Origin of the sequence: Pseudomonas sp. P7759 (assembly GCF_013386445.1) — a bacterium.
GTDB lineage: Bacteria > Pseudomonadota > Gammaproteobacteria > Pseudomonadales > Pseudomonadaceae > Aquipseudomonas > Aquipseudomonas azotoformans_A.
Genome location: NZ_JACART010000056.1, coordinates 1 through 23,062, shown reverse-complemented (window position 1 = coordinate 23,062; position 23,062 = coordinate 1). Strand labels below are relative to the sequence as shown.

Sequence of the window (23,062 nt, the reverse complement as noted above, 5' to 3'; positions counted from 1 at the left end):
CTCGCGGGATCAATGGGCGTGTTCGGCCGAGCCTTTGCCCAGTTCGGACTTGAGGATGAAGCTGCCAACGGTGGCCACCTGTGCGCCGGCGTCGAGACCTTGGCGCACTTCGACGTAGCCGTTTTCGCTCGCGCCAAGCTCCAGGTGACGGGTGACAAACCCGTGTTCGGTGCGCATGAATACCGAAGGTTTGTCCTCGACGGTCTGGATCGCCTCCTGGGGGACGGTGACCTTGGCCTGGAACGTGTCGGTGGCCAGTTGCACACTGACAAACAAACCAGGACGCCAAGCATCGTCAGGGTTGGGCACGCTCACGCGCACAGTGGCCGTACGGGTTTGTTCACCCAGCAGGCTGCCGACATAGGCCACAGTGCCCTGCACTTCAGTGCCCATTTCGGTGGAGCTGACCTTGACCGGCTTGCCGACCCTGACCTTGTTCAAATCCTTGGGAAACACGCCGAACGTCACCCACACCTGGGACAAGTCCGAAAGGGTGAAGGCGTTAGTGGTCTCACTCACGACCTCGCCGATACCCAGGTGTTTTTCCACCACCACGCCAGCGAACGGCGCACGCAGCTCATAACGATTGCCGCCCACCCATACGGCGCTGCCACTGAGGGCCGTCATCTTCTGGCGGGCATTGTTCAGGGCGATTTCGGCTTCCTGCAGCGTCTGGCGCGCCAGCAGGTAATCCTGCTCGGCGGAGATCTTGTCTTGCCACAATTGGCGTTCGCGCTGGAAGGTGGTGCGTGCCAGTTCGACCCGTCTCTCGCTGGCCGCCAATTCGCTGCGCTGGTCGGAAATCTGCTGGCTGGCGATCACCGCCAACAGCTCACCTTTCTTCACCGATTGGCCGAGGTTGACCTTTACCGACTCCACCACGCCCGCCGTACGCGGGAGGATGTGGGAGGTTCGATCTTCGTCAAAGCGCACTTCACCCGGCAGCACCAGCAACGTGCTGATCGATCGCGGTTGTGCCTGTGCGACCTGAATGCCAGCGGCCTGAATCTGCTGCTCGGTGAGTTCAAGCTCGCCTTCTTCTTCGTCGGCCCTTGCAAAGCTGGACAGCATCAGGCTCAAGGCGACGGCAAGCGCCACGCCATGTTTGTTGTTCATAAAGGACTCCAGGAAAAATCAAAACCGGGCGAGGTCGCCGTAAATCCGTTCGATACGCACCCAGGCATCGGTGGCCTGGGCGGTGGCGTTGAGGTATTGGGTGCGGGCCGCGATCAGCGTGCGCTGGGCGTCCAGCACGTCGAGGAAGCTGAACTTGCCCATTTCGAAACCACGGGTGGCGCTGTCCACCGCGCTTTGGGCGGCGGGCAGGATCTGCTGGTTGAACGCGCGCACCTCGGTATTCGCGGACTGCCACAGGTCCAAGGCCTGGCGGGTTTCGGTGCGCAGGCGCAGTTCGGTGGCGTTGCGCAGGTCGCGGGCCTGATCGGCGCGGCGGGTAGCGGCGAGAACGTTGCCCTGGTTGCGGTTGAACAATGGGATCGGCATCGACACGCCCACCAGGTTCACCCGCTCGCGCACGCTGGCGTCGTACTGGCTGCCGATGGACACGTCGAGGTCGGGAATGCGCTGGGCTTTTTCCAGGCCAACGCTGGCTTCGTTTTGCAGGATGCTCAGTTCGGCCAGGCGCAGCTCGGTGGTCTGCTCAAGGCGCGCCAACAACTGGGTGGCCGACGGCACGGTCGGTGTTGACGGGTTTTGTGTGGCGACGGCCTGGAAGTTCGGCGCGGCGCTGCCAGTACTGGCGGCCAGGCGACGATAGGCATCGGTAAGGCCAATCTGCGCGCGGTCAAGTTCCAGGCGAATCTCTGATAGCTGCACTTGGGCCCGAGTGGCCTCCACCGGTGAGGCCTTGCCTGCTGTCACCCGACCGTTGGCGACAACCAGCCCGCGCTCGGCCACCGTCATGGAACGCTGCGCCAAGTCGAGGCGTTCCTGGGCACGCAAAGCGCCGTAGTAGTTGTCGATGACTTCGGCGCGCAGGGTGTTGCGACGTTGCTCCAAGGTTAGCGCCGCGGCGTCCTGGGCGCGGGACGCCACGTCGATTCGCGCACCGCGTTTGCCGCCCAGTTCCAGGGCCTGGCTGATCTTGATGCTGGTGGTGCGGGAGTCACGGCGGGTGTCTTCCACATCCCAGGAGGCCACCGGATTGGGGATCAACCCGGCCTGCTGGCGCCCCCCCTGGGCAATGTCGATGTCCCATTGTGCCGCCGCCAGGTCGGGGTTGTGGCTGAAGGCGGTTTGCAGGGCTGAATCGAGGGTGAGGGTTTGTGCCTGGCTCGCGCTGGCAACCACCCACAACACGCCCGCCCCCAGAAGTTTTCTAACGGAAATTGCCATAACGAGAGTTCCACGCCCATGAAGTACAAGCGGGGGCAATGTAGCTGTCACGACTTATCAGGGCGGTGGAGCAAAGATTACAAATCCGACAGCAATGGCTCTGCGGCGGGCCTCACGGCACCATACCGCTGATCGCACCAAAACGGCACATAAGCACTTGGCCATCGCGGGATCAGGTATGCTTTTCGGGCAGGAAACAAAAAGAAACAATTTCCCCAACCTGTTCGATAAGGAGTCCCGTTTTGGAGTTATCGACTGCCGCGTGGATGGTTCACGACACCCGCCTTATGTTCTGTGTACTGCTAGCCATCGCCAGCATCATCGTGCTGATCAGTGCGACCAAATTGCCGCCATTCCTGTCGATCCTGATCGGCACGTTTATCGCCGGGGTCGGCGCGGGCCTGCCGCCTGAAGAAGTGGCCAAGGCGTTCAGTAAAGGTGCCGGCGCGATCCTCGGTGAAGCCGGGATCATCATCGCCCTGGGCTCGATGCTCGGCGCGCTGATGGCGGAATCCGGTGCAGCCGACCGCATCGCCACGACCTTGCTCGGGTTGGGCAAGGGCAAGTCATTACCCTGGGTGATGGCGCTGGTCGCCATGGTGATCGGCTTGCCGCTGTTCTTTGAAGTGGGCCTGGTCATGATGGTGCCGATCATCTTTGTGATGGCTAAACGTTCGAACCAGCCGCTGCTGAAAATCGCCATCCCGGCACTGGCGGGCATGACCACCCTGCACGCCCTGATGCCACCCCATCCAGGGCCACTGATTGCGGTAGGCGCGCTGCACGCCGACCTTGGCCTGACCATGTTGCTGGGTTTCTGCATCGCGGTACCGGCGGTGATCCTGGCGGGCCCTATCTACGGCAACTGGCTGTCCAAGCGCCTGCATGTGGATGAGCCTGCGGATATCGGCGCGCTGTTCAGCGCACCGCCCAAGGCACCGCGCCAGCCGAGTTTTGCAGTGTCGTTGTTGATTATTCTGTTGCCGGTGATTCTGATGTTGGGCAGCACCTTGGCCAAGGTCGCGCTGCCGGCTGAAAGCACCCTTGGCCTGACCCTGAAATTCCTTGGCGAACCGCTGATCGCCCTCGGCCTGGCCGTGATCGCCGCCGTGATCTGCCTGGGCTGGGCCGCCGGCATGCCGCGCACCGAGGTCGGCAACACCCTGCGCAAGGCCCTCGCGCCCATCGCCGTGTTGCTGCTGACCATCGGCGCCGGCGGCGGCCTCAAGCAAACCCTGTTGGATGCCGGCGTGAGCCAGACCATCAGCAAGGTCGCCGAAGGCGCGCACATGCCCTACCTGCTACTCGCGTGGTTGATTGCAGTTGCGCTGCGCCAGGCCACCGGCTCGGCCACCGTTGCCACGACGACCACCGCCGGTATCCTCGCGCCGATGATGGCCGGGCTTGCCGCGACACAGAGTTCATTGGTCGCGCTGGCGATTGGCGCCGGTTCGGTGTTCTTCTGCCACGTCAACGACGCCGGGTTCTGGATGGTGCGTGAGTACTTCGGCTTGCAGTTGAAGCAGACGATCTGGGTGTGGTCGGTGTTGCAGACCATTGTTTCGGTGGTTGGCTTGATCGGTACGCTGCTGTTCTGGCACTTCCTGACTTAAAGTCTAGGCGGCCAAGGTGTGGCGCTTGCCGAACAGCGCCACACTCACCACCCCCACCGCCCCCATCACCACACAATACCCCACGCAAATCCACGGGCTGGTCGGCATCAGCGCAATCAGCAACAACGGCGTGGTACTCGCCCACAGCGCGTAGGCAATGTTGTAGGTGAAGGAAATCCCGGACACCCGCACCTGCGCCGGAAACAGGCCGACCATCACCGACGGAACCGCGCCCACCACGCCACAGCTCAAGCCCGCCACGGCGTACGCCGCACCCAGCCAGATACCGCCGCTGATCAGGCTGGCATACAGCACCGCAATCCCCACCGGCAGCAACAGGCTGTAGACCAGCACCGCGCGCCAGGCGCCGATGCGGTCGACCAGCAAGCCCGCCAGCACACAACCGATATTGAGGAACACGATGCCCAAGGCGCTCAAGGCGAAGGTGTGGCTGGGGGTCATGCCGAAGGTTTTCTGCATCATGGTCGGGGTGATGACCACCAACACCACCACGGCGGAGGTGAGCACGCAAGTGAGGATCATCGCCGGCAGCAGTACGGCGCGATGGTCACGCAATACGGTGCGCAGAGGGAGTTCGGCGGCGGCCTGGCGGCGGGCCTGCATTTCGAGGAACACCGGGGTTTCGCTGAGCCAACGCCGCAGCCACACGCCTATCACGCCGAACACGCCGCCGAGCAGGAAGGGAAAGCGCCAGGCGTAGTCGAGGATTTCGGCCGGGGTGAAGACGTGCGCCAGCAGGGTCGCCGTCAGCGCACCGAGCAGGTAGCCAAAGGTCAGGCCGGCTTGCAGGAAGCCCAGGGCGTAACCGCGATGGTGGGGCGGCGCGTGTTCGGCGACGAAGGTCCAGGCACTCGGCACTTCACCGCCCACCGCCGCGCCTTGCAGCACGCGCAACGCCAGCAGGATCAGCGGTGCGAAATAACCGATTTGCGCGTAGGTTGGCATGATCCCGATCAGCAGGCAGGGCAGCGCCATCATCAGGATGCTCAGGCTGAACACGCGCTTGCGTCCCAGATGATCGGCAAAGTGAGCCATCAGGATGCCGCCCAGCGGGCGCGCCAGGTAGCCGGTGACGAAAATGCCGAAACTTTGCAGCAGGCGCAGCCACTCGGGCATTTCCGGCGGGAAGAACAGCTGGCTCAAGGTCAGCGCGAAAAACACGAAGATGATGAAGTCGTAGATTTCCAGGGCACCGCCCAGGGCGGCCAGGCCCAGGGTTTTGTAGTCGGAGCGGGAAAAACGCTGCGCCTGTGCAGGAAGGGTGGCAGTCATGTGGAGGCTCGGCAGACAAACAAAATGGCGTGCAGGTTATGAGCTGAGCCCATTGATGGCAATCACGACAGATATATTTGTTTTCCTCATGGATCGATGAAGATAACTGCATTCCCATATCAATGGCCGTAGCGGAACATGCCGGAAAATTGCCTGCACCTAATAACTATAAGAGGAAAGACTCGTGGCCGACGCTATCGAAGAAAGCCGCTATGCCCGCTTTGCCCTGCGTTGCTCCAACTTCGCCGAACGCTGGTTCCCCGACTCCTGGGTGTTTGCCGCACTCGCCGTGATCATCGTCGCCGTGGCGACCCTGGGCATGGGCGCCGCGCCGACCGAGGCCGCCAAAGCGTTCGGTGACGGGTTCTGGAGCCTGATCCCGTTCACCATGCAGATGGCCTTCGTGGTGATCGGCGGTTATGTGGTGGCCAGTTCGCCGCCCGCGGTGAAACTGATCGACCGCCTGGCGCGTATCCCCAAGAACGGCCGCTCCGCCGTGGCCTGGGTGGCGTTGATCTCGATGGTCGCCTCCTTGCTGAACTGGGGCCTGTCCCTGGTGTTCGGCGGTTTGCTGGTACGGGCGCTGGCGCGTCGTACGGATTTGAAGATGGATTACCGCGCGGCCGGTGCCGCGGCGTATCTGGGGTTGGGCGCCGTATGGGCGCTGGGGTTGTCGTCGTCCGCCGCGCAGTTGCAGGCCAACCCGGCCAGCCTGCCGCCGTCGATCCTGTCGATCACGGGGGTGATCCCGTTCACTGACACCATCTTCCTGTGGCAATCCGGCGTGTTGCTGCTGGCGTTGATCGTGGTCTCACTCATCATCGCCTACGCCACTGCGCCCGGCCCGAACAGTGCGCGTGATGCCAAGGCCTGTGGCGTCGACCCGGCGCTCAACCTGCCAAAGATTCAAGCACCGACGCGACCCGGTGAATGGCTGGAACACAGTCCATTGCTGACCATCCTGCTGGCGCTGCTGGCAGCCGGTTGGCTGTTCCACGAGTTTTCGACCAAGCCGGCAATCAGTGCAATTTCGGGGCTGAACACCTACAACTTCCTGTTCATCATGGTCGGCGCCCTGCTGCACTGGCGCCCGCGCAGCTTCCTCGATGCGGTGGCCCGTGCGGTACCCACCACCACCGGCGTGCTGATCCAGTTCCCACTGTACGGCTCGATTGCCGCGCTGATGACGGTGGTAAAAGGCGGCGACGGCCAGACCCTGGCCCACCACATTTCGACCTTCTTCACGTCCATCGCCTCCCACGACACCTACGCTCTGCTGATGGGCGTGTACTCGGCGGTGCTCGGTTTCTTCATTCCGTCGGGCGGCGGCAAGTGGATCATCGAAGCGCCCTATGTGATGCAGGTGGCCAATGACCTGCAATATCACCTGGGCTGGGCGGTGCAGATCTACAACGCTGCCGAGGCGCTGCCAAACCTGATCAACCCGTTCTATATGCTGCCGTTGCTGGGCGTGCTGGGGCTGAAGGCGCGGGATTTGATCGGGTTTTCGTTCGTGCAGTTGCTGGTGCACACGCCGCTGGTGTTGTTCTTGCTGTGGGCGTTGGGGACGACGTTGAAGTATTTGCCGCCGGTCATGCCCTGATCAACGGATGAAGCACCTGTTGTTGCAACGGGTGCTTCATACAGCTGCGACGGGAAGACGCTCCAATAAATCAGGTAAAGCGCTCTGGATCGTGTCCCAAACCACATCAAGGTTAATATCGAAGTAACCGTGGGCGATTCGGTTGCGCATTCCGCGCATGCTACGCCATGGTACTTGTGAGTGAGCTGCCGCAAAATCCGGGTACTGGTCCATGATTTTCGTCGACGCCTCACCAATGATGATCAAGCTCATAATCACGGCTTGTTGGGTACGTCTGTCTTCCAGGAATTCATCTTTGCCCAAACCCTCGACAAAGGTGATCGCATCTGTAGCCGCTTGCCGAATGTGATTCAAATAATCTTCAAGACGGTTCATTGTCATACTGGCCGCGCCTCTGCCAACACTTTTGCGCGAAACTTCAACGGCAAATCTGCGGGCGTCAGCAAGTCCACATTGACCCCGAGCAGATCCTCAAGCTCGACCTGCAGCCCGCCAAGATCAAAAAGCGTCGTTCCAGGCGGTGCATCGACCAACAAATCCAGATCACTGCCCTCTTGGTCGGTCCCCAGCAACACAGACCCGAATACTCTTGGGTTTGAGATGCGAAAGCGTCCGACCACTTCTCTGACGGCGGCTCGCTGTTGGTCAAGGGCGGTTGAAGGTTTCACGGTTCACCTCAATGGCATCCATTATCCAACCAGTCTAGCAGTGCAGGCCGCCAGTAGACACATGCATACCGCCCGTTAAAACACCTGACCCCGAATACAATCGACAAGATGAAAGCCAGTTCTCTGACCAAACGCGTAGGCTTATCTCACTCAGATGGATGGCCCTTCCTGACTCCTCCCATCAACGCCTTTGATTAACCTGTCTCGGATTCCTCCTCACCTGGAACCAAGGAAAATCCGATGACGCCCCTCTCCAAATCACTGGAAGACCTGATCACTGATATCTACAAGGACGACAACGTTTCGGTCACCGAATACCGAACCTTGCGCGACGACGCCGACCGCCGCATGGCCGCCGTGATCAAGGAGTTCGGCCTGCATAACAACATCACCGCGTTACAGAAATCGATCGACGTGGCGATGCAACTGTTGCAGACCAGTGTCATCGATGCAAAGAAGGCCAAGCTGACCGACACCGGCGAGGCCATCGTCAAGGATGCAGTGACGGCCCAGGTGGAGTACTTGCGCGCGGGCAGCCAGCTGGCACTGCGCCTGCTGTGAAATCAGTGTCTTCGTTCCGTCACATTGCATTGCTACCGTCCTGCGAAATATCTTGCAACATCTCGCCAAGGACTCCCCCGCAATGAGTGACGAGCACGAAGACCGCCCTGCCCCCGATTCCGCCGCCCCACCACCGGTCGACACCAGCCGCCGGCGCTTCCTGGGAGGCGCGGCGGTATTGGGGGTCGGCGCGACGTTAAGTGCCTGCGGCAACACCAGCGAAGCGCCGGGCAAACCGGTGGCACGTCCGCTCACGTCGCAAGAGTTGGACAAGGCACTGCACGACCAGGTGAAAACCGTGGTGGTGATTTATGCCGAGAACCGCAGCTTCAATAACCTGTTTGCAGATTTCCCTGGTGTGGAGAAGCCGCTGTCGGCGCTGTCCGCCGCCGATACCCAACAACGCGACCGCGACGGTAGCCTGCTGACCACCCTGCCACCAGCCTGGGGTGGCGTGCTGCAAGTCGGCCCACAATCAGTGGACGGGGTGACCTACCCCAGTGAAGTGCAATTCCAGGAAAACCTGCCCAATGCGCCCTTCGCCCTCAAGGGCCCGAACGCCGAAGACCTGCCCCTGAGCCTGGTCACCCGCGACTTGTGGCACGTGTTCTACCAGAACCAGATGCAAATCAATGGCGGTAAAAACGACAATTTTGTCGCCTGGGCCGACTCGGGTGGGCTGGTAATGGGTCATTACGCCCAGAGCCGTTATTCCCTGCGCCTGTGGGACGTTGCCAAGGAGTTCGTGCTCTGCGACAACTTCTTCCAGGGCGCGTTTGGTGGCTCGTTCCTCAACCACCAGTACCTGATCAGCGCCACCGCGCCGTTTTACCCGAATGCCGCGCAATCGGTGGCCAAGGCGCAGATCGCCACGCTGCAAAGCGATGACCCCACCGACCCGCGCCTCAAGCCGCTGGACAAGTCGCCAGCCAGCGCCATGACCGGCCCACCGCAGTTCGGCCCCAGCGCGTTGACCCCAGACGGTTACGGCGTGAATACCTTGGCCCCGCCCTACTGGCCGACCTGGATCCGCGACCCGGAAAACCCGGATTACTCCAAACCCGACCTGCCCAATGTGCTGGTGCCGCAAACCCACGAACACATTGGCGACAAGCTGTCGAAAAAGAATGTCGACTGGGCCTGGTATGCCGGTGCGTGGCAAGCCACCCTGGATCAGTTCAAGGATTCGGGCGGTATTCCGAAGATCCCCAACTTCCAGTATCACCACCAGCCGTTCAACTACTTCAAGCAGCAGGGTCCTGAGAATCGTGTGGAGCGTGACAAGCGCCTGCGCGATGGCGGCCTGGGTGACGAGTCCAGCACCAACAAGTTCTTCGCTGACGCGCAAGCCGGCAAGCTGCCTGCCGTGACCTTCTACAAGCCCCAGGGCAACCTGAACATGCACGCGGGTTACGCCGACGTGGCCTCGGGCGACCGCCATATCGCCCGCGCCCTGAAGGTGCTGCAAGAAAGCCCGCAGTGGAAAAACATGGTGGTGGTGGTGACCGTCGATGAAAACGGCGGCTGGTGGGACCATGTGGCACCGCCCAAGGGCGACCGTTGGGGCCCTGGTACGCGGATCCCGGCGATCGTGGTGTCGCCGTTTGCACGCAAGGGCACCGTGGACCATACGGTGTACGACACGGCGTCGATCCTGCGCTTGATCACCCGCGTATTCCGGTTGGAGACCTTGGACGGCCTCAAGCAACGTGATGACGCGATGACCGCCCGTGGCCAGAAACCCATGGGCGACTTGAGCAACGCGTTGCAGTTCAGCCTGTAGGTTTTCTTATCCAATAGCGACACACCTGGCGATTTAGCACGCGGTTTTCCTGGTCAACCGCTACTGTGTGGAGGTGGGCTTTCACCCCGCGCAGACGGGCTTTCGCTGACAAGGAAACAACAATGTTTAAACCGACCAGGTTGTCCTTCACCCTGGCCGCACTGATGGCGAGTGCGGTCGTACAGGCCGACATCGAGGTGCCATTGGGGAGTACGCAACGCGTGACCCAACTGTTCGCCTTCCCCAACAATTGCAATGTGATCTGCTTTCGGCCATGGACGCTGGAACAGACTGCCGAGCATTACTTGAACCAGAGCCTGCAACGGGATGGCTACAGCCGCGCAAAAGTCAGCGTCAAGACCCATGACGGGCAGGTGTCAGCGACTTTCAGCGGTGTGCCTGACAATTACGGCCAACCCCTGACCACGTTGCTCAATACCGCCGACCTGGCCTATCAAGGCGCCAACAAACTCAACACTGACGGCAAGTGGGCCTATAACTGGTACCTGTTCCTGCCGTTGGGCATGGCCCTGGAAAACCGCAAGAGCATCGAGCTACTGCACTTTCCACCGGATTATTCGCTGACCCAGGCCCAGGATTACCTGGAATCGGCCACCACCGACCGCTGGGCCACGTTGCTCACGGATAACGGCATCCCGGCCACCGAAACGCCGGCTTACCAGACCATCATCGATATTGCGCCTATCGCCGCGCCTTCCAACGCGGGCAAGGACCTGGAAACCGTCTACAGCTACTTCACCGACTACCAGACGCGCATGGTCCAGGAACTGAGCCTGTCCGCCAAAGGCGCGTTGCCGATGGTGGCATTTGGCGCACCGGTACGCAGCTGGATCAAGCAGCAGTATGGGCAGACCGTGAACGTGCTGAGCCTGGCGCAGATCAGCCCGACGCCGGGCAAAAGCGTGTCAGTGCTGGGCGCCAACCACCCGAGCTATATCTGGTATGCCGCAAGCCCCGACACCTACGATGGCAACGAGCAGAAAGCCGACGAGGCCGGCTTGAAGGTGATGGGTCAGGATTTGAGCGCCGCCTGCTGGCAGGCCGGTATGGGGCAAAAACCTGCAAGCGATCCAAACGTATTGCTCAAGGCGTGCATGAATACGTGGCAGGTAACGCGCAAGGAACAGACGTGCGAATTGTTCTACACCTCGGTGCGCAACATGACCTCGGTGGATGCCAATGCAAAATGCGCCACACCGGCCATCAAGGGCCAGTTGAAACAGCTGAAAAACGCCGCCCCAGCCCCCGCGATCACAGCCCCGGCGCTGTAAATCGCACAAAAAACAACCGATTTCTACTGTCAACATTGACAGTAGAAATCGGATCCACGTTCAGCGAGTCTTGAGCCGCGCCCATTCGCTGCAAGACTGGTAGTCAGACACCACCCGCAGGTCGATGCAGCCTAACCCAGGAGAGTTATGAAAACTCAGGCCATGGATAAGGCTAAAACTGCTGTGAATGACTGCCTTTACCCTTTCGCGAACCTATCTCTTGCAAGCGGCTACCCCTCAAGCCGCGAGTTTCAAGTGGTTAACAACCGAGAAGGTGAGTCCATAGGGATCAAGGCTCGCGTCAGTTTTGACAGTCAGACGTGTATTGCCAGGTTATCCGGCTATGCGTTGAGTGAACTGGGGCAACATGCGTTCCAGATTTCTTCGCGCATTTACCTGTATGACCGATGGTTCATGGGCCTGATTCGTCACTCGTGCGCGCCCAATACGTGTGCCGACACTGACTACCTGGAGCTGTGGACAGTGGCAAAAGTCAGCGCCGGCAGCTGGATCACACTCGACTTCACGTTGACGTTCGACAGCTTGCACCGCCAATTTTCTTGCCATTGCGGCGCCCCTCATTGCAGAGGCTGGATCAAAGGAGGGAAGCAACAAATCAACACAGAGGGGCTGCGCTTCCTGGAACAGAAGCGCAGCCGCGACGACCCTTAGGCTTCACCCAACGGACGCAGGCGATACTGCGGCGGCAATTGCTCGAAGCCACTTATGGTGGTGTTCAAGCTCTTCCAGCGCCCATCCTTGATGCCGTAGATGCAGCCATGGATCGACAGGCTCTGCCCACGGTGCCAGGCGTTTTGCACAATGCTGGTGTGGCCGACGTTGGCCACTTGCTGGATCACGTTCAGCTCGCACATACGGTCGACGCGCTCTTCTTCGGTCGGCAACTGAGCCAGCACATCACGGTTTTCGTAATAGAGGTCACGAATGGTGCGCAGCCAGCCGTCGATCAGGCCGAACTGACGGTCCTGCATCGAGGCGCGCACGCCGCCGCAGCCGTAGTGGCCGGTAACGAGGATGTGTTTGACCTTGAGCACGTCCACTGCGTACTGGATCACCGACAGGCAATTGAGGTCGGTGTGCAGCACTACGTTGGCCACGTTGCGGTGCACGAACAAATCCCCCGGCAGCATGCCGACGATCTCGTTGGCCGGCACGCGGGCGTCGGAACAGCCGATCCACAGGTATTCCGGAGTTTGCTGGCGGGCGAGCTTGGCGAAGAATTCGGGATCTTCCTGTTTGATCGCGTCCGCCCAGCGTTCATTGTTATCAAGCAGGTCTTGTAGTTCGTTCATCAGGGAAAGCCTCAGGAATGATGCGCAGTTTTGTGACTGACAACCCCACGTCCAGGTCACGCCGCGCGTGAATTAGCTTGAATCTTTGGGCCGCGCAGCCTGTCCACACACTATAAGCCCCACAGTATGAGGATAGGCCATGACTGAATCACGACGTCCCTACGGCGCTACGCAGCCCGAACCCATTGATGACAATGAAGATCGCATGGGTTCGATGCGTGAGCTGGATTTTGACCAGGATGAGCCCTCGGCGCAGACCGGTGATGATTTAACCCCCGAAACCTTGATCCCTGAGGATGGCGCACGGGATGCCAGGGAGGAAGGCGAAGACAATCCGGCAGATTACGACCTGAGTATCGTGGACGAGGACGAGATTGGCGGCGGCAATGGCCTGGATGAGGCGGAATTGGCGAAGCGGGATCCGCTGGACGGAAACCGCTAGGTCAGGCGCGGTCAGTCGACCAGGGTACAGGCCATGACGACCGCGTCTTCGCGGCCTCCCACGGCGGGGTAATAATCCCGCCGACGGCCGATTTCGTTGAAGCCATAACGCTCATACAGGCGGAACGCGCCGGTATTGCTGTCGCGCACTTCCAGGAAGCACTCACGCGCACTGGCGGCGTAGGCGCGGGACATCAGGTGCTCCAGCAGCGCCAGGCCAAGGCCGCGTCCCTGGTTTTCCGGTTTGACGGTGATGTTCAGCAGGTGAGCCTCATCAAGGATGATCTGCACCACACCATGCCCGACCTGTTGCTCACCTTCGAACATCAACCAGATCTGGTATTTGCCCAGCCCATCGAGAAAAATCCCACGGGTCCAGGGGTGGCTGAACGCCGCGTATTCGATTTTCAGCACGGCGTCGAGGTCAGACTCGGTCATCGGGCGAAAGGATAAAGCCTCACTCATCGGTTGTTTTCCAGCGCGCCATCAGCCGGCGCATGGCTTGCCAGACATCAGCCTTACGCTGTGGCTCTTCCATTAATAATTCCAGGCCCGGCAGGGCCCATACCGAACCCAGGCCTTCGACCTGCAGTTCGCGGTACCAGGCTTCGGCATTGGCTTCGCCGGCAAAGCGCACAGCGGGCAGTCCGATCAGCCACAGGCATACGCAGGGTTCGTCTTCCAAGCGCGCCGACACAAAACCTTGCACAAAATCCCGCGCTGCTTCCGGGCCCTGGTCCATGTTGCCGCGCACCAGCAGCGGCCAGCGCACCGGGTCGCCGACGATTTGCGGGCTGTCGGGCAGGCCGGCGGCGCGCAGCATGTCCTTGAGCAGCATGTAGGCGGGGTCGCGGGTCTGGAAACGTTCGCCGGTGGGCAACTCGACCAGCAGCAGGCAGCGCCCGGCCCGTAGCAACTGCAGGGCGAAACGCGGCGGCGGTACCTCTGGGGCCTTGACCACCGGGGCCGCCTCTTCCACGACTTTGGCCGCCTTGGTCACCGGCGACGGACGCGGCACTTCGACCTTGGCCCGTTCGACGACCGGGCGCGCTTCAGGCGCAGGCTTGACCACCGCCACTGGCGCGGCCGCCTCCTCGCCGGACGACTCGAACGCCTCATAGGGCTCAAGCGCCTGCAACAGCTCGGGCCGCGACGGCGCGGCAAACGGCAGTTCGGTGCGGGGCAGCCAGTTGACCACCTGCATGGCGGTCAAGTAAGCGCGACGTCGGGACTCGATAAGCACAGCTCGGCCACTTGTGGATAACTAAAGAGCGGGGATTCTACCGCTGTTCGGCAACAATCGCCCACTGCGCACTGACCGGCTGTGGATAAATCCCGCGTCCGATGCAGTACAATCGCGACTTTTAATCGCCAACCAGCCGGCCATTCCGATGATCGAACCCAAGCGCGTCTTGCGCGCCCTCGCCGAACACTGGGCCCTGCTTGAGCCACTGTGCGAACACTTCGACCAAGGCACCTTGAGCCTTGGCGAGTTGCGCGCGCAATTGGCGGCCCAACAACTGGACAGCACGCCGCAGGACATTACCAGCCTGCTGGACGTGTGGATTCGCCTGGATATCCTGGTGCCTGTCGCCAAAAGCCCGAACCGTTTCGAGCTCAACGCACAGATCCACGACTTCCTGGCCTATCTTCGCAAGGAGCACCGGCTTGGCCTGTGCCTGGAAATCGAAGCCTACCTGCGCCATCTCGAGCGCCTGGCGGGTTATATCCAGGACGCCTTCGACATCCGTGATGGTCACGACCTCGCCCGCCAACTGCGCTTGCTCGACATGCGCGTGCGGGACGTGCTGAAAAAACTCGCCAACGACGAACAGGCCCTCGCCGCCGTGGCAGACCGGGCCAAGACCAGCGACCGGCAGATCCCGTTGCGCCAGCGTTACGCCGAAGTCCTGGCGACCTGGGACGAATACGTCGAACCGATGATCCAACTGGTGAACGCCGACGGTGCCTTCGAACAAGGCGTGCGCAAGGTGGAAAATGTGCTGCTGCGCATGCTCACCGAGCAACAGCGCCTCGGCCATTTGGTTGACGATGACATGCTGCTGCGCACCCATGCGCGCATCCTCGAAATGCAGACCAGCGCCCAGCTGACCTTGCGTCATGCCCGCGAACTGCTGCTGCCGCTGCGTGAAGAAGCGCGCCGGCACAATGCCGTGACCCGTGGCGCGGCGCTGGCCCTGTCGGCCATACGCCGTAAAGGGCTGGACGCGGTGCCACAGGCCGCGATGCCGATGTTTACCCGCCCGCAAAGCACCTTCCTCGGCAGTGCCAGCCAAGTGGAAGCCTATGTCTACGCCCTGGCGAATTTCGAGCCGAAACCGGCAAAATTTCCCAAGGCGCACAAATCCTACAAAGGCGACGCCCAGCGCGCACCGCGCACGGTCAAGGAGATGCTCGAACGCTGCGAAGACGCGCTGCCGATGCCAGACCTGATGACCTGGCTGCTGGAGCAGGAACCGGACGGCGCCACCGACGAATTGCTGTACTGGTTCTCGCGCTTGTCCCGCGAAAAACGCTTCAAGCGCGAACGCCTGGAACGCCGCGAGTACCACACCACCGAGCACCAGGTCAGCCTGCGCTCCTTCGCCCTGCTCCCGGTCGGTTCCGACGCCGCCGAGCACTCTGCGAGTACACCCCATGCATCTTGATCTATCCGAACTGTCCCAGCTGGCGCCGATCTTTCGCGAGCTGTTCAAGGGTTACCACGTCAGCCGCCGCGACCCGGAGCTGTACGCGCAACTGTCGAACTTCCAGGACCAGTACCGCACGCTGTTCAAGGCCCTGGGCTTTGAACTGGTGTGCGATACGCGGGGTTTCTACTACTTCGTGCCGGACACCGCCGTGGCCGCCGCGCAGGTAAACAAAACCGCCCAGCGCCTGGCATTGTTCACCTTCATCATCGTCGAGCACCTGGCCGACCAGGGCCGCGACCCGATTGCCGTGCTCGATGGTGGCAGCCTCGGCCGTGATGAACTGCCGTCGCTGCTGGAGAAGTACCGCGACCTGTTTATCCAGGCCGAAGTGCAGACCCAGGAAGAACTCGAAGAAAAAATCATGCGCCGCATGACCCAGCTGGGTTTTGCCAGCGAAGACAACGGCATCTATCGTTTCCTGCCGCCGATGCACCGCTTCCTCGATGTGTGCCTGTCGGTGCAGCAAGACCGTGACCTGGCGGCCAGCGTCCACAGCGTGTTGCCGCTGCCGGCACCGGTGATCATCGACGAAGACAGCGATGAGAAACTGCTGAAGACCGATGACCCGCTGGACTTGAGCGACTTTGCCGACGAAAGCGAAGAAGACGCCCTGGCCCGCGCCATTGCCGAAGAACAGGAGACCGACGCATGAGTAAGGAACGCTACGGCATCCGCCGCTTCGCCCTATTGAACACCGCCGGATACAGCTTGGGCTTGTTCCCGCTGGAAGAACCGCTGTCGGTGTATGGCGCAAACAACCTGGGTAAATCCGCGTCGATCAACGCCTTGCAGTTCCCGATCCTGGCGCGCATGTCGGACATGAGTTTCGGCAAGTACACCCTGGAACAATCGCGGCGCTTCTACTTTGCCACCGACACCAGCTACATCCTGGTGGAAGTCTCCCTGCCCCACGGCCCGCACGTGATCGGTGTGGTCGGGCGTGGCCCGGGCGGTGGTTTCGGTCACCAGTTCTTTGCCTATGCGGGCAAGCTGGACCTGGCTCACTACCAGAAGAATGACACCTGCCTGCGTCAGAAAGAGTTGTTCACCAACCTAGAGCGCGAAGGCCTGAAAGCCTACGAACTCAAGCCGGATGAACTGCGTCGTTTGTTGGTGGGCGGCCACACGTCGATCCCATTGGACCTGACCCTGATTCCGCTGCGTTCCACCAGCGAGCAGAGCCTGAAGACCTTCCGCGCACTGTTTATCAACCTGCTGCACATGCGCGAAATCACCGCGGCCAAGCTCAAGCAGCTGTTCCTCGATGCGTTCGAACACAGCCTGCGCTCCGGTAGCGTGGATTACATTGCGGCGTGCGAAGAAGCCTTCCGTGATGTGCGACGCATGGAACAGGACTACAACTCGCTGGTCGCCGCCGGCCCGTTGGTTGAAGCCCTGTCCAATGGCGTGCGCCTGCGCGACGTGTTGCGCGGCAAATTGCATCGCCTGTCGCCGCTGTTGGATTCGTTGCTGGGCACCTGGTCGGACTACGCCAGTGCACGCAAGGAAGAGCTGACCATCCAGGCCGAGCACTACCGTAACGAGCAGGACGCGTTGCAGAACGACCAGCGCGGCGGCACCCAGGAGTTGATGCGCCTGGAGCGGGAAATCAGCGGGATTCAGCGTTGGTTGGGCGAGCTGTCGGTACTCAAGCATCGCTTTGCGTTGGTGGATGACGTGAAGGTGCTGGAACAGCAGTTGCTGGCGGCCAAGGATGCTCATGATGAACTGGCGGGCGCGTTGGCGCAGTCGCGGCAGTTCAGCGCTGAGGACCTGGACGAGCGTCTACGCGACTTGGAAAAACGCCTGAAGTCGGTCAAGCAGCAACTCGACCACGCCGACAACAACAGCTACGCCAAGCTGCGGGAAGAATTCTCACAGCCGGATGTCGAGCGTCTGATGCGCCTGTTCAACAGTTCGTTGTTCAGCCTGCCATTGGGCGCGCATGGCATCACGCTGGACGAGGAAGGCCAGTGGGTTAAATCCCTGGAGCAGATCCTCGATGGCTTCAAAGGTGAGCGTTTTGAAGTGCCGGGGCTGTCCATCGACATCTCCCACATCGAACCGCCTGCGTTGCAAGCCTTGGCAGACCGCGCGGCGTTGCGCGACCAGAAAGAACGCCTGGAGAAAGAACTCAAGCAGCTGAAAACCCAGCAGGCTGTCGCGTCTGACCGCGCTGCGAGCAAGACCCAGACCGAAGCGTTGTACCAGCAGGTGCTGGATGCGCAAAAGGCCTTGGAAGATTTCCGCCGCGCACAAACCCTGAGCGCAGAAGAAGGCGAGAAGCTGGAAAACCTGGCGCAGATGGAAGCAGCGCAGGACGAGTTGAAGCGCTCCAGCGATGCGTTCACCGAGCGTGTCCAGCAACTGTCGGCCAAGCTGCAACTGGTGGGCCGCCAGATCGGCGATATGGAAGCCAAGCAACGCACGCTGGATGACGCGCTGCGCCGTCGTCAACTGTTGCCGGCGGACCTGCCGTTCGGCACACCGTTCATGGACCCTGTCGACGATTCCATGGACAACCTGCTGCCGCTGCTCAATGACTATCAGGATAGCTGGCAAGGCCTGTTGCGCGCTGATGGCCAGATCGAAGCGCTGTATGCCCAGGTGCGCCTCAAAGGCGTGGCCAAGTTCGACAGCGAGGATGACGTTGAGCGTCGCCTGCAGTTGCTGATCAACGCCTATGCACACCGTACCGATGAAGCGCTGACGTTGGGCAAGGCACGCCGTGCGGCGGTCACCGACATTGCGCGGACCCTGCGCAATATCCGCAGCGATTACGACAGCCTTGAGCACCAGTTGGCGTTGTTCAACCGCGAGATCAACAAACGCCAGGTCTCTAACCTGCAAAGCTTCCGCATCGTGCTGGCGCCGAACAAGGAAGCGCTCAAGCATATCGACCAGATCATCCACAGTGCCGGCCAGTATGAAGAAGGCGAGACGCTGTCGGTGTTCGACCTGAGCCAAAGCGCCGAGCAGGACAACAAGAACGAAGAAGCCAAGGAATACCTGGCGCGCCTGGTGGCCGCCAACCATAACCAGTTGGGCCTCAAGGACTTGTTCGAGCTGGCGTTCGAGATCACCAAGGTACACGGCCAGCCGGTGATTCACACCGACATCGATGGCGCGGCGTCCAACGGCACCACCATGACCATCAAGGCGTTGACCAACATGTACTTGTTGCTGCACTTGATGGACCGTGACCAGGCCGGACGCGTGCGTCTACCGTACTACCTCGACGAGGCGGCGGACATCGACGAGAAAAACCAGGCGGCGTTGCTGGAAACCAGCTTGCAGCTGGGCTTCGTGCCGATTCTGGCCAGTGTAAAGCCGCAGGTGTCGGCGCAGGTGGCCATCGACCTGGAAGGCGGCAGCGGGCCGAACGGGATCTATATCGATGAGGCGGACTGGAAGTACATCCGTCGCCACGATGTGGTGAAGGCGACGATGAATGTGCAGGCGGACGAGCCGGAGCTGGATGAAGTCTGATTTGTTTCGCTGAAATGCAAAAGGCCGCGATCTTCTGGATCGCGGCCTTTTTTATGAGCGCTTATTTGCCGAGTGGAATTTTAGGTGCCCAGGTCAGCCATTCATCTTCGAACTTGTCGAACAGCGGGAAGGTTTGTTGTGGGCGGGCGGCGTTGCCCATGCGTTCGCCGTCGGGTGTGGCGAAGGCGATACCGCCGGCGACCAGGGTTTCCAGGGACTCCGTGCGGACGGTGGCACCTTTGAACAGACCGAAGTCGAGGCCAAAGCCGCTGGTGTTCCAGAAGCGGCTGCCGCTGCGCACCAGTGGTGCATATTTAGGCTCGATCAGGATATGGATCAGTACGCGGTCTGCGGTCTGGCCCAACTCGTACCCGGTGACCTTGCCCACGGTGACTTCACGGTAAGTGACCGGTACACCTTCCTTCAGCGAACCACGGCGTGCGGCGCTGAGGGTCAGGCTCAGGCCAGCTTCCTGATGCACAGCTTCAGGCGGCTGGTCCAACGCGACGAAGCTCTTTTGCGGGCCGGCGTTTTTCGCCGCCGGTTGTACTTCGATGTATTGCCCGGTGACCAGGGTTTCCAGGTTGGAGGTTTTCATCAGGCCCAGTTCAGGCTTTACCACCCAGAACTGGCTGCCGACGCGTGCAATGCGGTCCGCCACTTGGTTGATACGGGCGCTGAGCAGTACCGACTGCATGTCGGCGCTGAGATCGACACTTTCAATCTTGCCCACGTCCAGGCCTTTGAAACGCACGGGGGTGCCAGGGCGCAGGCCGTCGGCACGGTCGACCTTGATGGTCACCAAGGTGCCGTGTTGGTTGGCGGCTTCGCGGTCGGCAAACAGACGGAAACGCGGGATACGTTTTTTCAACGGTACGTTCGGCTCCGGGGTTTCGAAGGCAATGCCGCCGGCCATCAGGCTGGCCAAGGATTCGCTCTTCACCTGGATGCCACCTGTGAGCCCACCGGTCAGGGTGACCCCGCTGGCATTCCAGAAGCGCGTCGAGCCGTTGACCAGGTTTTCGTATTCCTTCTCGATGTGGACGCCGATCACCAGTTGCTTGTTCTTGCGCGAAAACTGGTAGCTCTGCACCGACCCGACCTTGACCTGCTTGTAGAGGATCGGGCTGCCGACATCCAGGGAGCCAAGGTTGTCAGTGAACAGCACCATGTGCAGGCCAGGGGAACGCAGGTCCAACGGCGGCGCCTTGGCGCGGGCAACGTACTCTCGTTGTGGAGGGCTGCCTTTGTCGCCTGGGCGGATGGCGATGTAGTTACCCTTGACCAAGGCTTCAAGACCAGTGATACCTGCCAGGGAGATAGACGGTTTGACGACCCAGAATTGAGTGTCCTGTACCAAATAGTCTTCGGCCAGGGGATCGAGCGTCAGTTCTGCGTTGGCACTGGAAAGGTCAGGGTTGATCTTCAGGGTTTTCAGGCTGCCGACTTGAATGCCTTTGTACATGACTGGCGTACGCCCCGCCTGTAGGCCTTCGAAATCGGTGAGCTTGACCTTGACCCTGATGCCGGCCGCGGCCGCGTCGAAATCTTCGTACAGACGGAAGGGCAGGCTCGGATCAGTCGGCGGACTGTCCTTACGATTCTCCGGCGTGGCAAAGGCGATGCCGCCGGCGACGATGCTGGAGAGCGATTCACTGCGGACTTTCACACCGGAAAGATTGGCGTCGATGCTGATGCCGCTGGCGTTCCAGAACCGCGTGTGTTTGCGCACCAGGCTGGCATAGGTCGGCTCGATATAGACCTTGATCTCGACAGTACTCTGGTCTTCGGAGAGCAGGTAGCTTTTGACCTGGCCGACCTGGATCTGCTTGTAGAACACCGGACTGCCACGGTTGAGCGAGCCGAGGCGGTCGGCCTTGACGGTCAGGTGCAGGCCGGGCTTGGCATCGGACAAAGGCGGCTCTTCAGAGAGCGCTTTGAATTTGCGTGTGGGCTCACCATCGCCTGGGCTGGCAGCAATGTAGTTACCTGACACCAGGGTTTCCAGGCCGGTGATACCGGCGAGGGTGACGCTCGGTTTGACCAGCCAGAAGCGCGTATTGGTCTTGAGGTATTGGTCGACGTCCTTGTTCATCTCGATGGTGGCGATCACCCCACGATTGTTGCCCTCGTCGTCCAAGGCCAGAGCCTTGACCTTACCCACCGGCATGCCTTTGTAGACCACTTCGGTCTTGTTGACCTGGATGCCTTCACCGCTTTCAAAGCGCACCTGGATATCGATGCCCTGTTGGGAATAGGCACGCCACCCCAACCATCCACCGATGATCAGGGCAATCAGGGGCAGCACCCAAATAGCCGACCAGTTGGAGGCTGGGCGGGTTTTAGCTTTAGGCAAATCACTCATGGTCGTCGTCCGACTCCGTGTTATCCCAAATCAGTCGGGGATCGAAAGTTACTGCGGCAAGCATCGTCAAGATCACCACACTGGCGAACGCTGCAGCACCGAGATTGGCCTCGACACTGGCAAGTCGCCCAAAGTTTACAACCGCCACCAGGATGGCGATCACGAAGATATCCAGCATGGACCAGCGGCCAATGAATTCGATAAAGCGGTACATCACGATGCGTTGTTGCGCGGACAGCGGTTGGCGACGCTGCACCGAGAACAGTAGCAGACCTATGCCGACCAGCTTGAACGTGGGCACCAGGATACTGGCGATGAACACCACAGCGGCGATGGGGAACATGCCGTGCTGCACCAATTGGATCACACCGGCCATGATGGTACTGGGATCGCCCTGACCAAGGGAATTGATGGTCATGATCGGCAACAGGTTGGCGGGAATGTACAAGATGGCCGCCGTGATCAGCAGCGCCCATGTGCGGGCAAGGCTGTTGGGGCGACGAGCATGGATCAGTGCACCACAACGCGTGCAGATTTGCTCGTCGCTGTCGGCATCTTGTTTGTTCAACTCATGACATTCGGTACAAATCAGAATGCCTGCATCAATCGCCCGCATGTTCATCCTCTCCTGACAACGCTTGCCAGATCTGGTGGGGCGACATCACCACCTCAAGCAACACCTGAACCATTAACAAGCTGACAAAGCAGACAAGACCCAGGCCTACCGTGATGGCGGCCATATCCGCGAGTTTAACGATGGCCACCAGGACGCCCATCAGATAGACCTCCAACATGCCCCAGTCTTTCATGTGATGGTAGATGCGGTACAACAGCAGTCCATAACTGCGGCCGATGTTCCAGCGAATACTGAGCAACACTGCTAACTGGCAAAGCAGCTTGAGCAAGGGAATCCCCATGCTGCACAGGAAGACAACAGCGGCGACGCCTTGCATGCCGGTATCGAACAGGCCGACGACGCCGCTCCAAACGGTGTCTTCAGAGGACTGCCCAAGTAGATTGAGCTGCATGATCGGCAGAAAGTTCGCGGGGATGTACAACAGCAACGCCGCCAGCACCAGGGCGAGACTTCGCTCAACGACGTTGTGGCGGTGAGCGTACAGCTCGTAACCGCAACGCGGGCATTGGGCTTTTTCGCCGAGGGCGAGCACTGGTTTGCGCATCAGCAAGTCGCACTCATGGCATGCCACCAGGTCGTCCAGTGGTAAATCCGATACCTCACGGGCATCAACCGGATCGGGCATAAGTAGGGCTCGGACTCTAAAAAAGGTTAGGTGCCTATTCTAGTGGTCTGGTTCAGAAATAACTGTGCAAATTTGTCGGGGGATTCGCGCTGCTGAAGTTTTCGCCCGCCCAAAACAAAACCCCATCTGCTTTCGCAAATGGGGTTTTGGAATTTAATCTTGACGATGACCTACTCTCACATGGGGAAACCCCACACTACCATCGGCGATGCATCGTTTCACTGCTGAGTTCGGGATGGGATCAGGTGGTTCCAATGCTCTATGGTCGTCAAGAAATTCGGGTACTGAGTCGTGGCATGTGCCTCGCTTC

General features: G+C 60.5%; 21 protein-coding genes and 1 rRNA gene. 10 read left to right on the top strand and 12 right to left on the bottom strand.

Annotated elements, in window-relative coordinates; all coding sequences use genetic code 11:
- Positions 1–9: 9 nt before the first annotated feature.
- Both HX823_RS28415 and HX823_RS28410 read right to left on the bottom strand, forming a co-directional pair.
- Positions 10–1,116 carry an efflux RND transporter periplasmic adaptor subunit gene (locus tag HX823_RS28415; protein WP_177077903.1) on the bottom strand — a complete coding sequence of 369 codons (1,107 nt, stop codon included), beginning with the start codon at positions 1,114–1,116 and terminating at the stop codon, positions 10–12.
- 18 nt (positions 1,117–1,134) lie between these two features.
- Positions 1,135–2,355 carry a TolC family protein gene (locus tag HX823_RS28410; protein WP_038842728.1) on the bottom strand — a complete coding sequence of 407 codons (1,221 nt, stop codon included), beginning with the start codon at positions 2,353–2,355 and terminating at the stop codon, positions 1,135–1,137.
- A gap of 242 nt (positions 2,356–2,597) precedes the next feature.
- Between HX823_RS28410 and HX823_RS28405 the strand changes: the two genes are divergently transcribed.
- On the top strand, positions 2,598–3,968 hold the full coding sequence (locus HX823_RS28405) for a gluconate:H+ symporter (RefSeq protein WP_033898410.1): 1,371 nt from the start codon (positions 2,598–2,600) through the stop codon (positions 3,966–3,968).
- Between the two features lie 3 nt (positions 3,969–3,971).
- On the opposite strand, the gene HX823_RS28400 is transcribed toward HX823_RS28405, so the two are convergent.
- Positions 3,972–5,261 (bottom strand): MFS transporter, encoded by a 1,290-nt coding sequence (locus HX823_RS28400; protein WP_177077901.1) that lies wholly within the window; start codon positions 5,259–5,261, stop codon positions 3,972–3,974.
- 184 nt (positions 5,262–5,445) lie between these two features.
- On the opposite strand from HX823_RS28400, the gene HX823_RS28395 reads away from it, so the two are divergent.
- Positions 5,446–6,864, top strand: coding sequence for a TIGR00366 family protein (locus HX823_RS28395; RefSeq protein ID WP_177077899.1), 1,419 nt, complete (start codon positions 5,446–5,448; stop codon positions 6,862–6,864).
- Positions 6,865–6,900: 36 nt separating this feature from the next.
- On the opposite strand, the gene HX823_RS28390 is transcribed toward HX823_RS28395, so the two are convergent.
- Positions 6,901–7,245, bottom strand: a complete 345-nt coding sequence (locus HX823_RS28390) for a DUF86 domain-containing protein (protein WP_038842723.1) — start codon at positions 7,243–7,245, stop codon at positions 6,901–6,903.
- The gene (locus HX823_RS28385) at positions 7,242–7,532 is read right to left on the bottom strand and encodes a nucleotidyltransferase family protein (RefSeq protein ID WP_038842721.1); all 291 of its coding nucleotides are present in this window, start codon (positions 7,530–7,532) and stop codon (positions 7,242–7,244) included. The genes HX823_RS28390 and HX823_RS28385 overlap by 4 nt, the downstream gene beginning before the upstream one ends.
- Before the next feature lie 240 nt (positions 7,533–7,772).
- Here HX823_RS28385 and HX823_RS28380 point away from each other — a divergent pair, with 240 nt between their 5' ends.
- The 4 genes from HX823_RS28380 to HX823_RS28365 all read left to right on the top strand — a co-directional run bounded on the left by HX823_RS28380 (position 7,773) and on the right by HX823_RS28365 (position 11,840).
- Positions 7,773–8,093: a hypothetical protein gene (locus tag HX823_RS28380; RefSeq protein ID WP_177077897.1), complete on the top strand. Its 321-nt coding sequence runs from the start codon at positions 7,773–7,775 to the stop codon at positions 8,091–8,093.
- An 82-nt stretch (positions 8,094–8,175) separates the two neighbouring features.
- Entirely contained in the window at positions 8,176–9,876 is a 1,701-nt protein-coding gene (acpA, locus tag HX823_RS28375; protein WP_177077895.1) for an acid phosphatase, read from the top strand.
- A 122-nt stretch (positions 9,877–9,998) separates the two neighbouring features.
- Positions 9,999–11,168, top strand: coding sequence for a hypothetical protein (locus HX823_RS28370; protein ID WP_177077893.1), 1,170 nt, complete (start codon positions 9,999–10,001; stop codon positions 11,166–11,168).
- A 147-nt stretch (positions 11,169–11,315) separates the two neighbouring features.
- The gene (locus HX823_RS28365) at positions 11,316–11,840 is read left to right on the top strand and encodes an SET domain-containing protein-lysine N-methyltransferase (protein WP_177077891.1); all 525 of its coding nucleotides are present in this window, start codon (positions 11,316–11,318) and stop codon (positions 11,838–11,840) included.
- On the opposite strand, the gene can is transcribed toward HX823_RS28365, so the two are convergent.
- Positions 11,837–12,481 carry a carbonate dehydratase gene (can, locus tag HX823_RS28360; RefSeq protein ID WP_003188288.1) on the bottom strand — a complete coding sequence of 215 codons (645 nt, stop codon included), beginning with the start codon at positions 12,479–12,481 and terminating at the stop codon, positions 11,837–11,839. The genes HX823_RS28365 and can overlap by 4 nt on opposite strands.
- A gap of 139 nt (positions 12,482–12,620) precedes the next feature.
- On the opposite strand from can, the gene HX823_RS28355 reads away from it, so the two are divergent.
- A complete protein-coding gene (locus HX823_RS28355; RefSeq protein ID WP_033898397.1) occupies positions 12,621–12,923 on the top strand; it encodes a hypothetical protein in 303 nt (100 codons plus the stop codon).
- Between the two features lie 11 nt (positions 12,924–12,934).
- On the opposite strand, the gene rimI is transcribed toward HX823_RS28355, so the two are convergent.
- Together rimI and HX823_RS28345 are read right to left on the bottom strand one after the other, a co-directional pair.
- Positions 12,935–13,387 (bottom strand): ribosomal protein S18-alanine N-acetyltransferase, encoded by a 453-nt coding sequence (gene rimI / locus HX823_RS28350; RefSeq protein ID WP_177077889.1) that lies wholly within the window; start codon positions 13,385–13,387, stop codon positions 12,935–12,937.
- Complete coding sequence (locus HX823_RS28345; protein WP_177077917.1) at positions 13,380–14,126, bottom strand: SPOR domain-containing protein; 747 nt, start codon at positions 14,124–14,126, stop codon at positions 13,380–13,382. The genes rimI and HX823_RS28345 overlap by 8 nt, the downstream gene beginning before the upstream one ends.
- Positions 14,127–14,313: 187 nt before the next feature.
- On the opposite strand from HX823_RS28345, the gene mksB reads away from it, so the two are divergent.
- Genes mksB through mksF form a run of 3 tightly spaced genes read left to right on the top strand, consistent with a single transcriptional unit; the run spans position 14,314 to position 19,125 of the window.
- On the top strand, positions 14,314–15,591 hold the full coding sequence (mksB, locus tag HX823_RS28340) for an Mks condensin complex protein MksB (RefSeq protein WP_177077887.1): 1,278 nt from the start codon (positions 14,314–14,316) through the stop codon (positions 15,589–15,591).
- Complete coding sequence (gene mksE / locus HX823_RS28335; protein WP_016974932.1) at positions 15,581–16,288, top strand: Mks condensin complex protein MksE; 708 nt, start codon at positions 15,581–15,583, stop codon at positions 16,286–16,288. The genes mksB and mksE overlap by 11 nt, the downstream gene beginning before the upstream one ends.
- Complete coding sequence (gene mksF / locus HX823_RS28330; RefSeq protein ID WP_177077885.1) at positions 16,285–19,125, top strand: Mks condensin complex protein MksF; 2,841 nt, start codon at positions 16,285–16,287, stop codon at positions 19,123–19,125. The genes mksE and mksF overlap by 4 nt, the downstream gene beginning before the upstream one ends.
- 61 nt (positions 19,126–19,186) lie before the next feature.
- Here the strand turns inward: mksF and HX823_RS28325 are convergent, their stop codons facing one another.
- From HX823_RS28325 to rrf, 4 genes are all read right to left on the bottom strand, one after another.
- Entirely contained in the window at positions 19,187–21,490 is a 2,304-nt protein-coding gene (locus HX823_RS28325; protein ID WP_038842694.1) for a PqiB family protein, read from the bottom strand.
- Positions 21,483–22,106 (bottom strand): paraquat-inducible protein A, encoded by a 624-nt coding sequence (locus tag HX823_RS28320; protein ID WP_033898388.1) that lies wholly within the window; start codon positions 22,104–22,106, stop codon positions 21,483–21,485. The genes HX823_RS28325 and HX823_RS28320 overlap by 8 nt, the downstream gene beginning before the upstream one ends.
- Positions 22,093–22,752, bottom strand: a complete 660-nt coding sequence (locus HX823_RS28315) for a paraquat-inducible protein A (protein WP_038842691.1) — start codon at positions 22,750–22,752, stop codon at positions 22,093–22,095. Before HX823_RS28315 ends, HX823_RS28320 begins: the two co-directional genes overlap by 14 nt.
- A gap of 157 nt (positions 22,753–22,909) precedes the next feature.
- Positions 22,910–23,025 (bottom strand): 5S ribosomal RNA (gene rrf / locus HX823_RS28310).
- Positions 23,026–23,062: the final 37 nt, after the last annotated feature.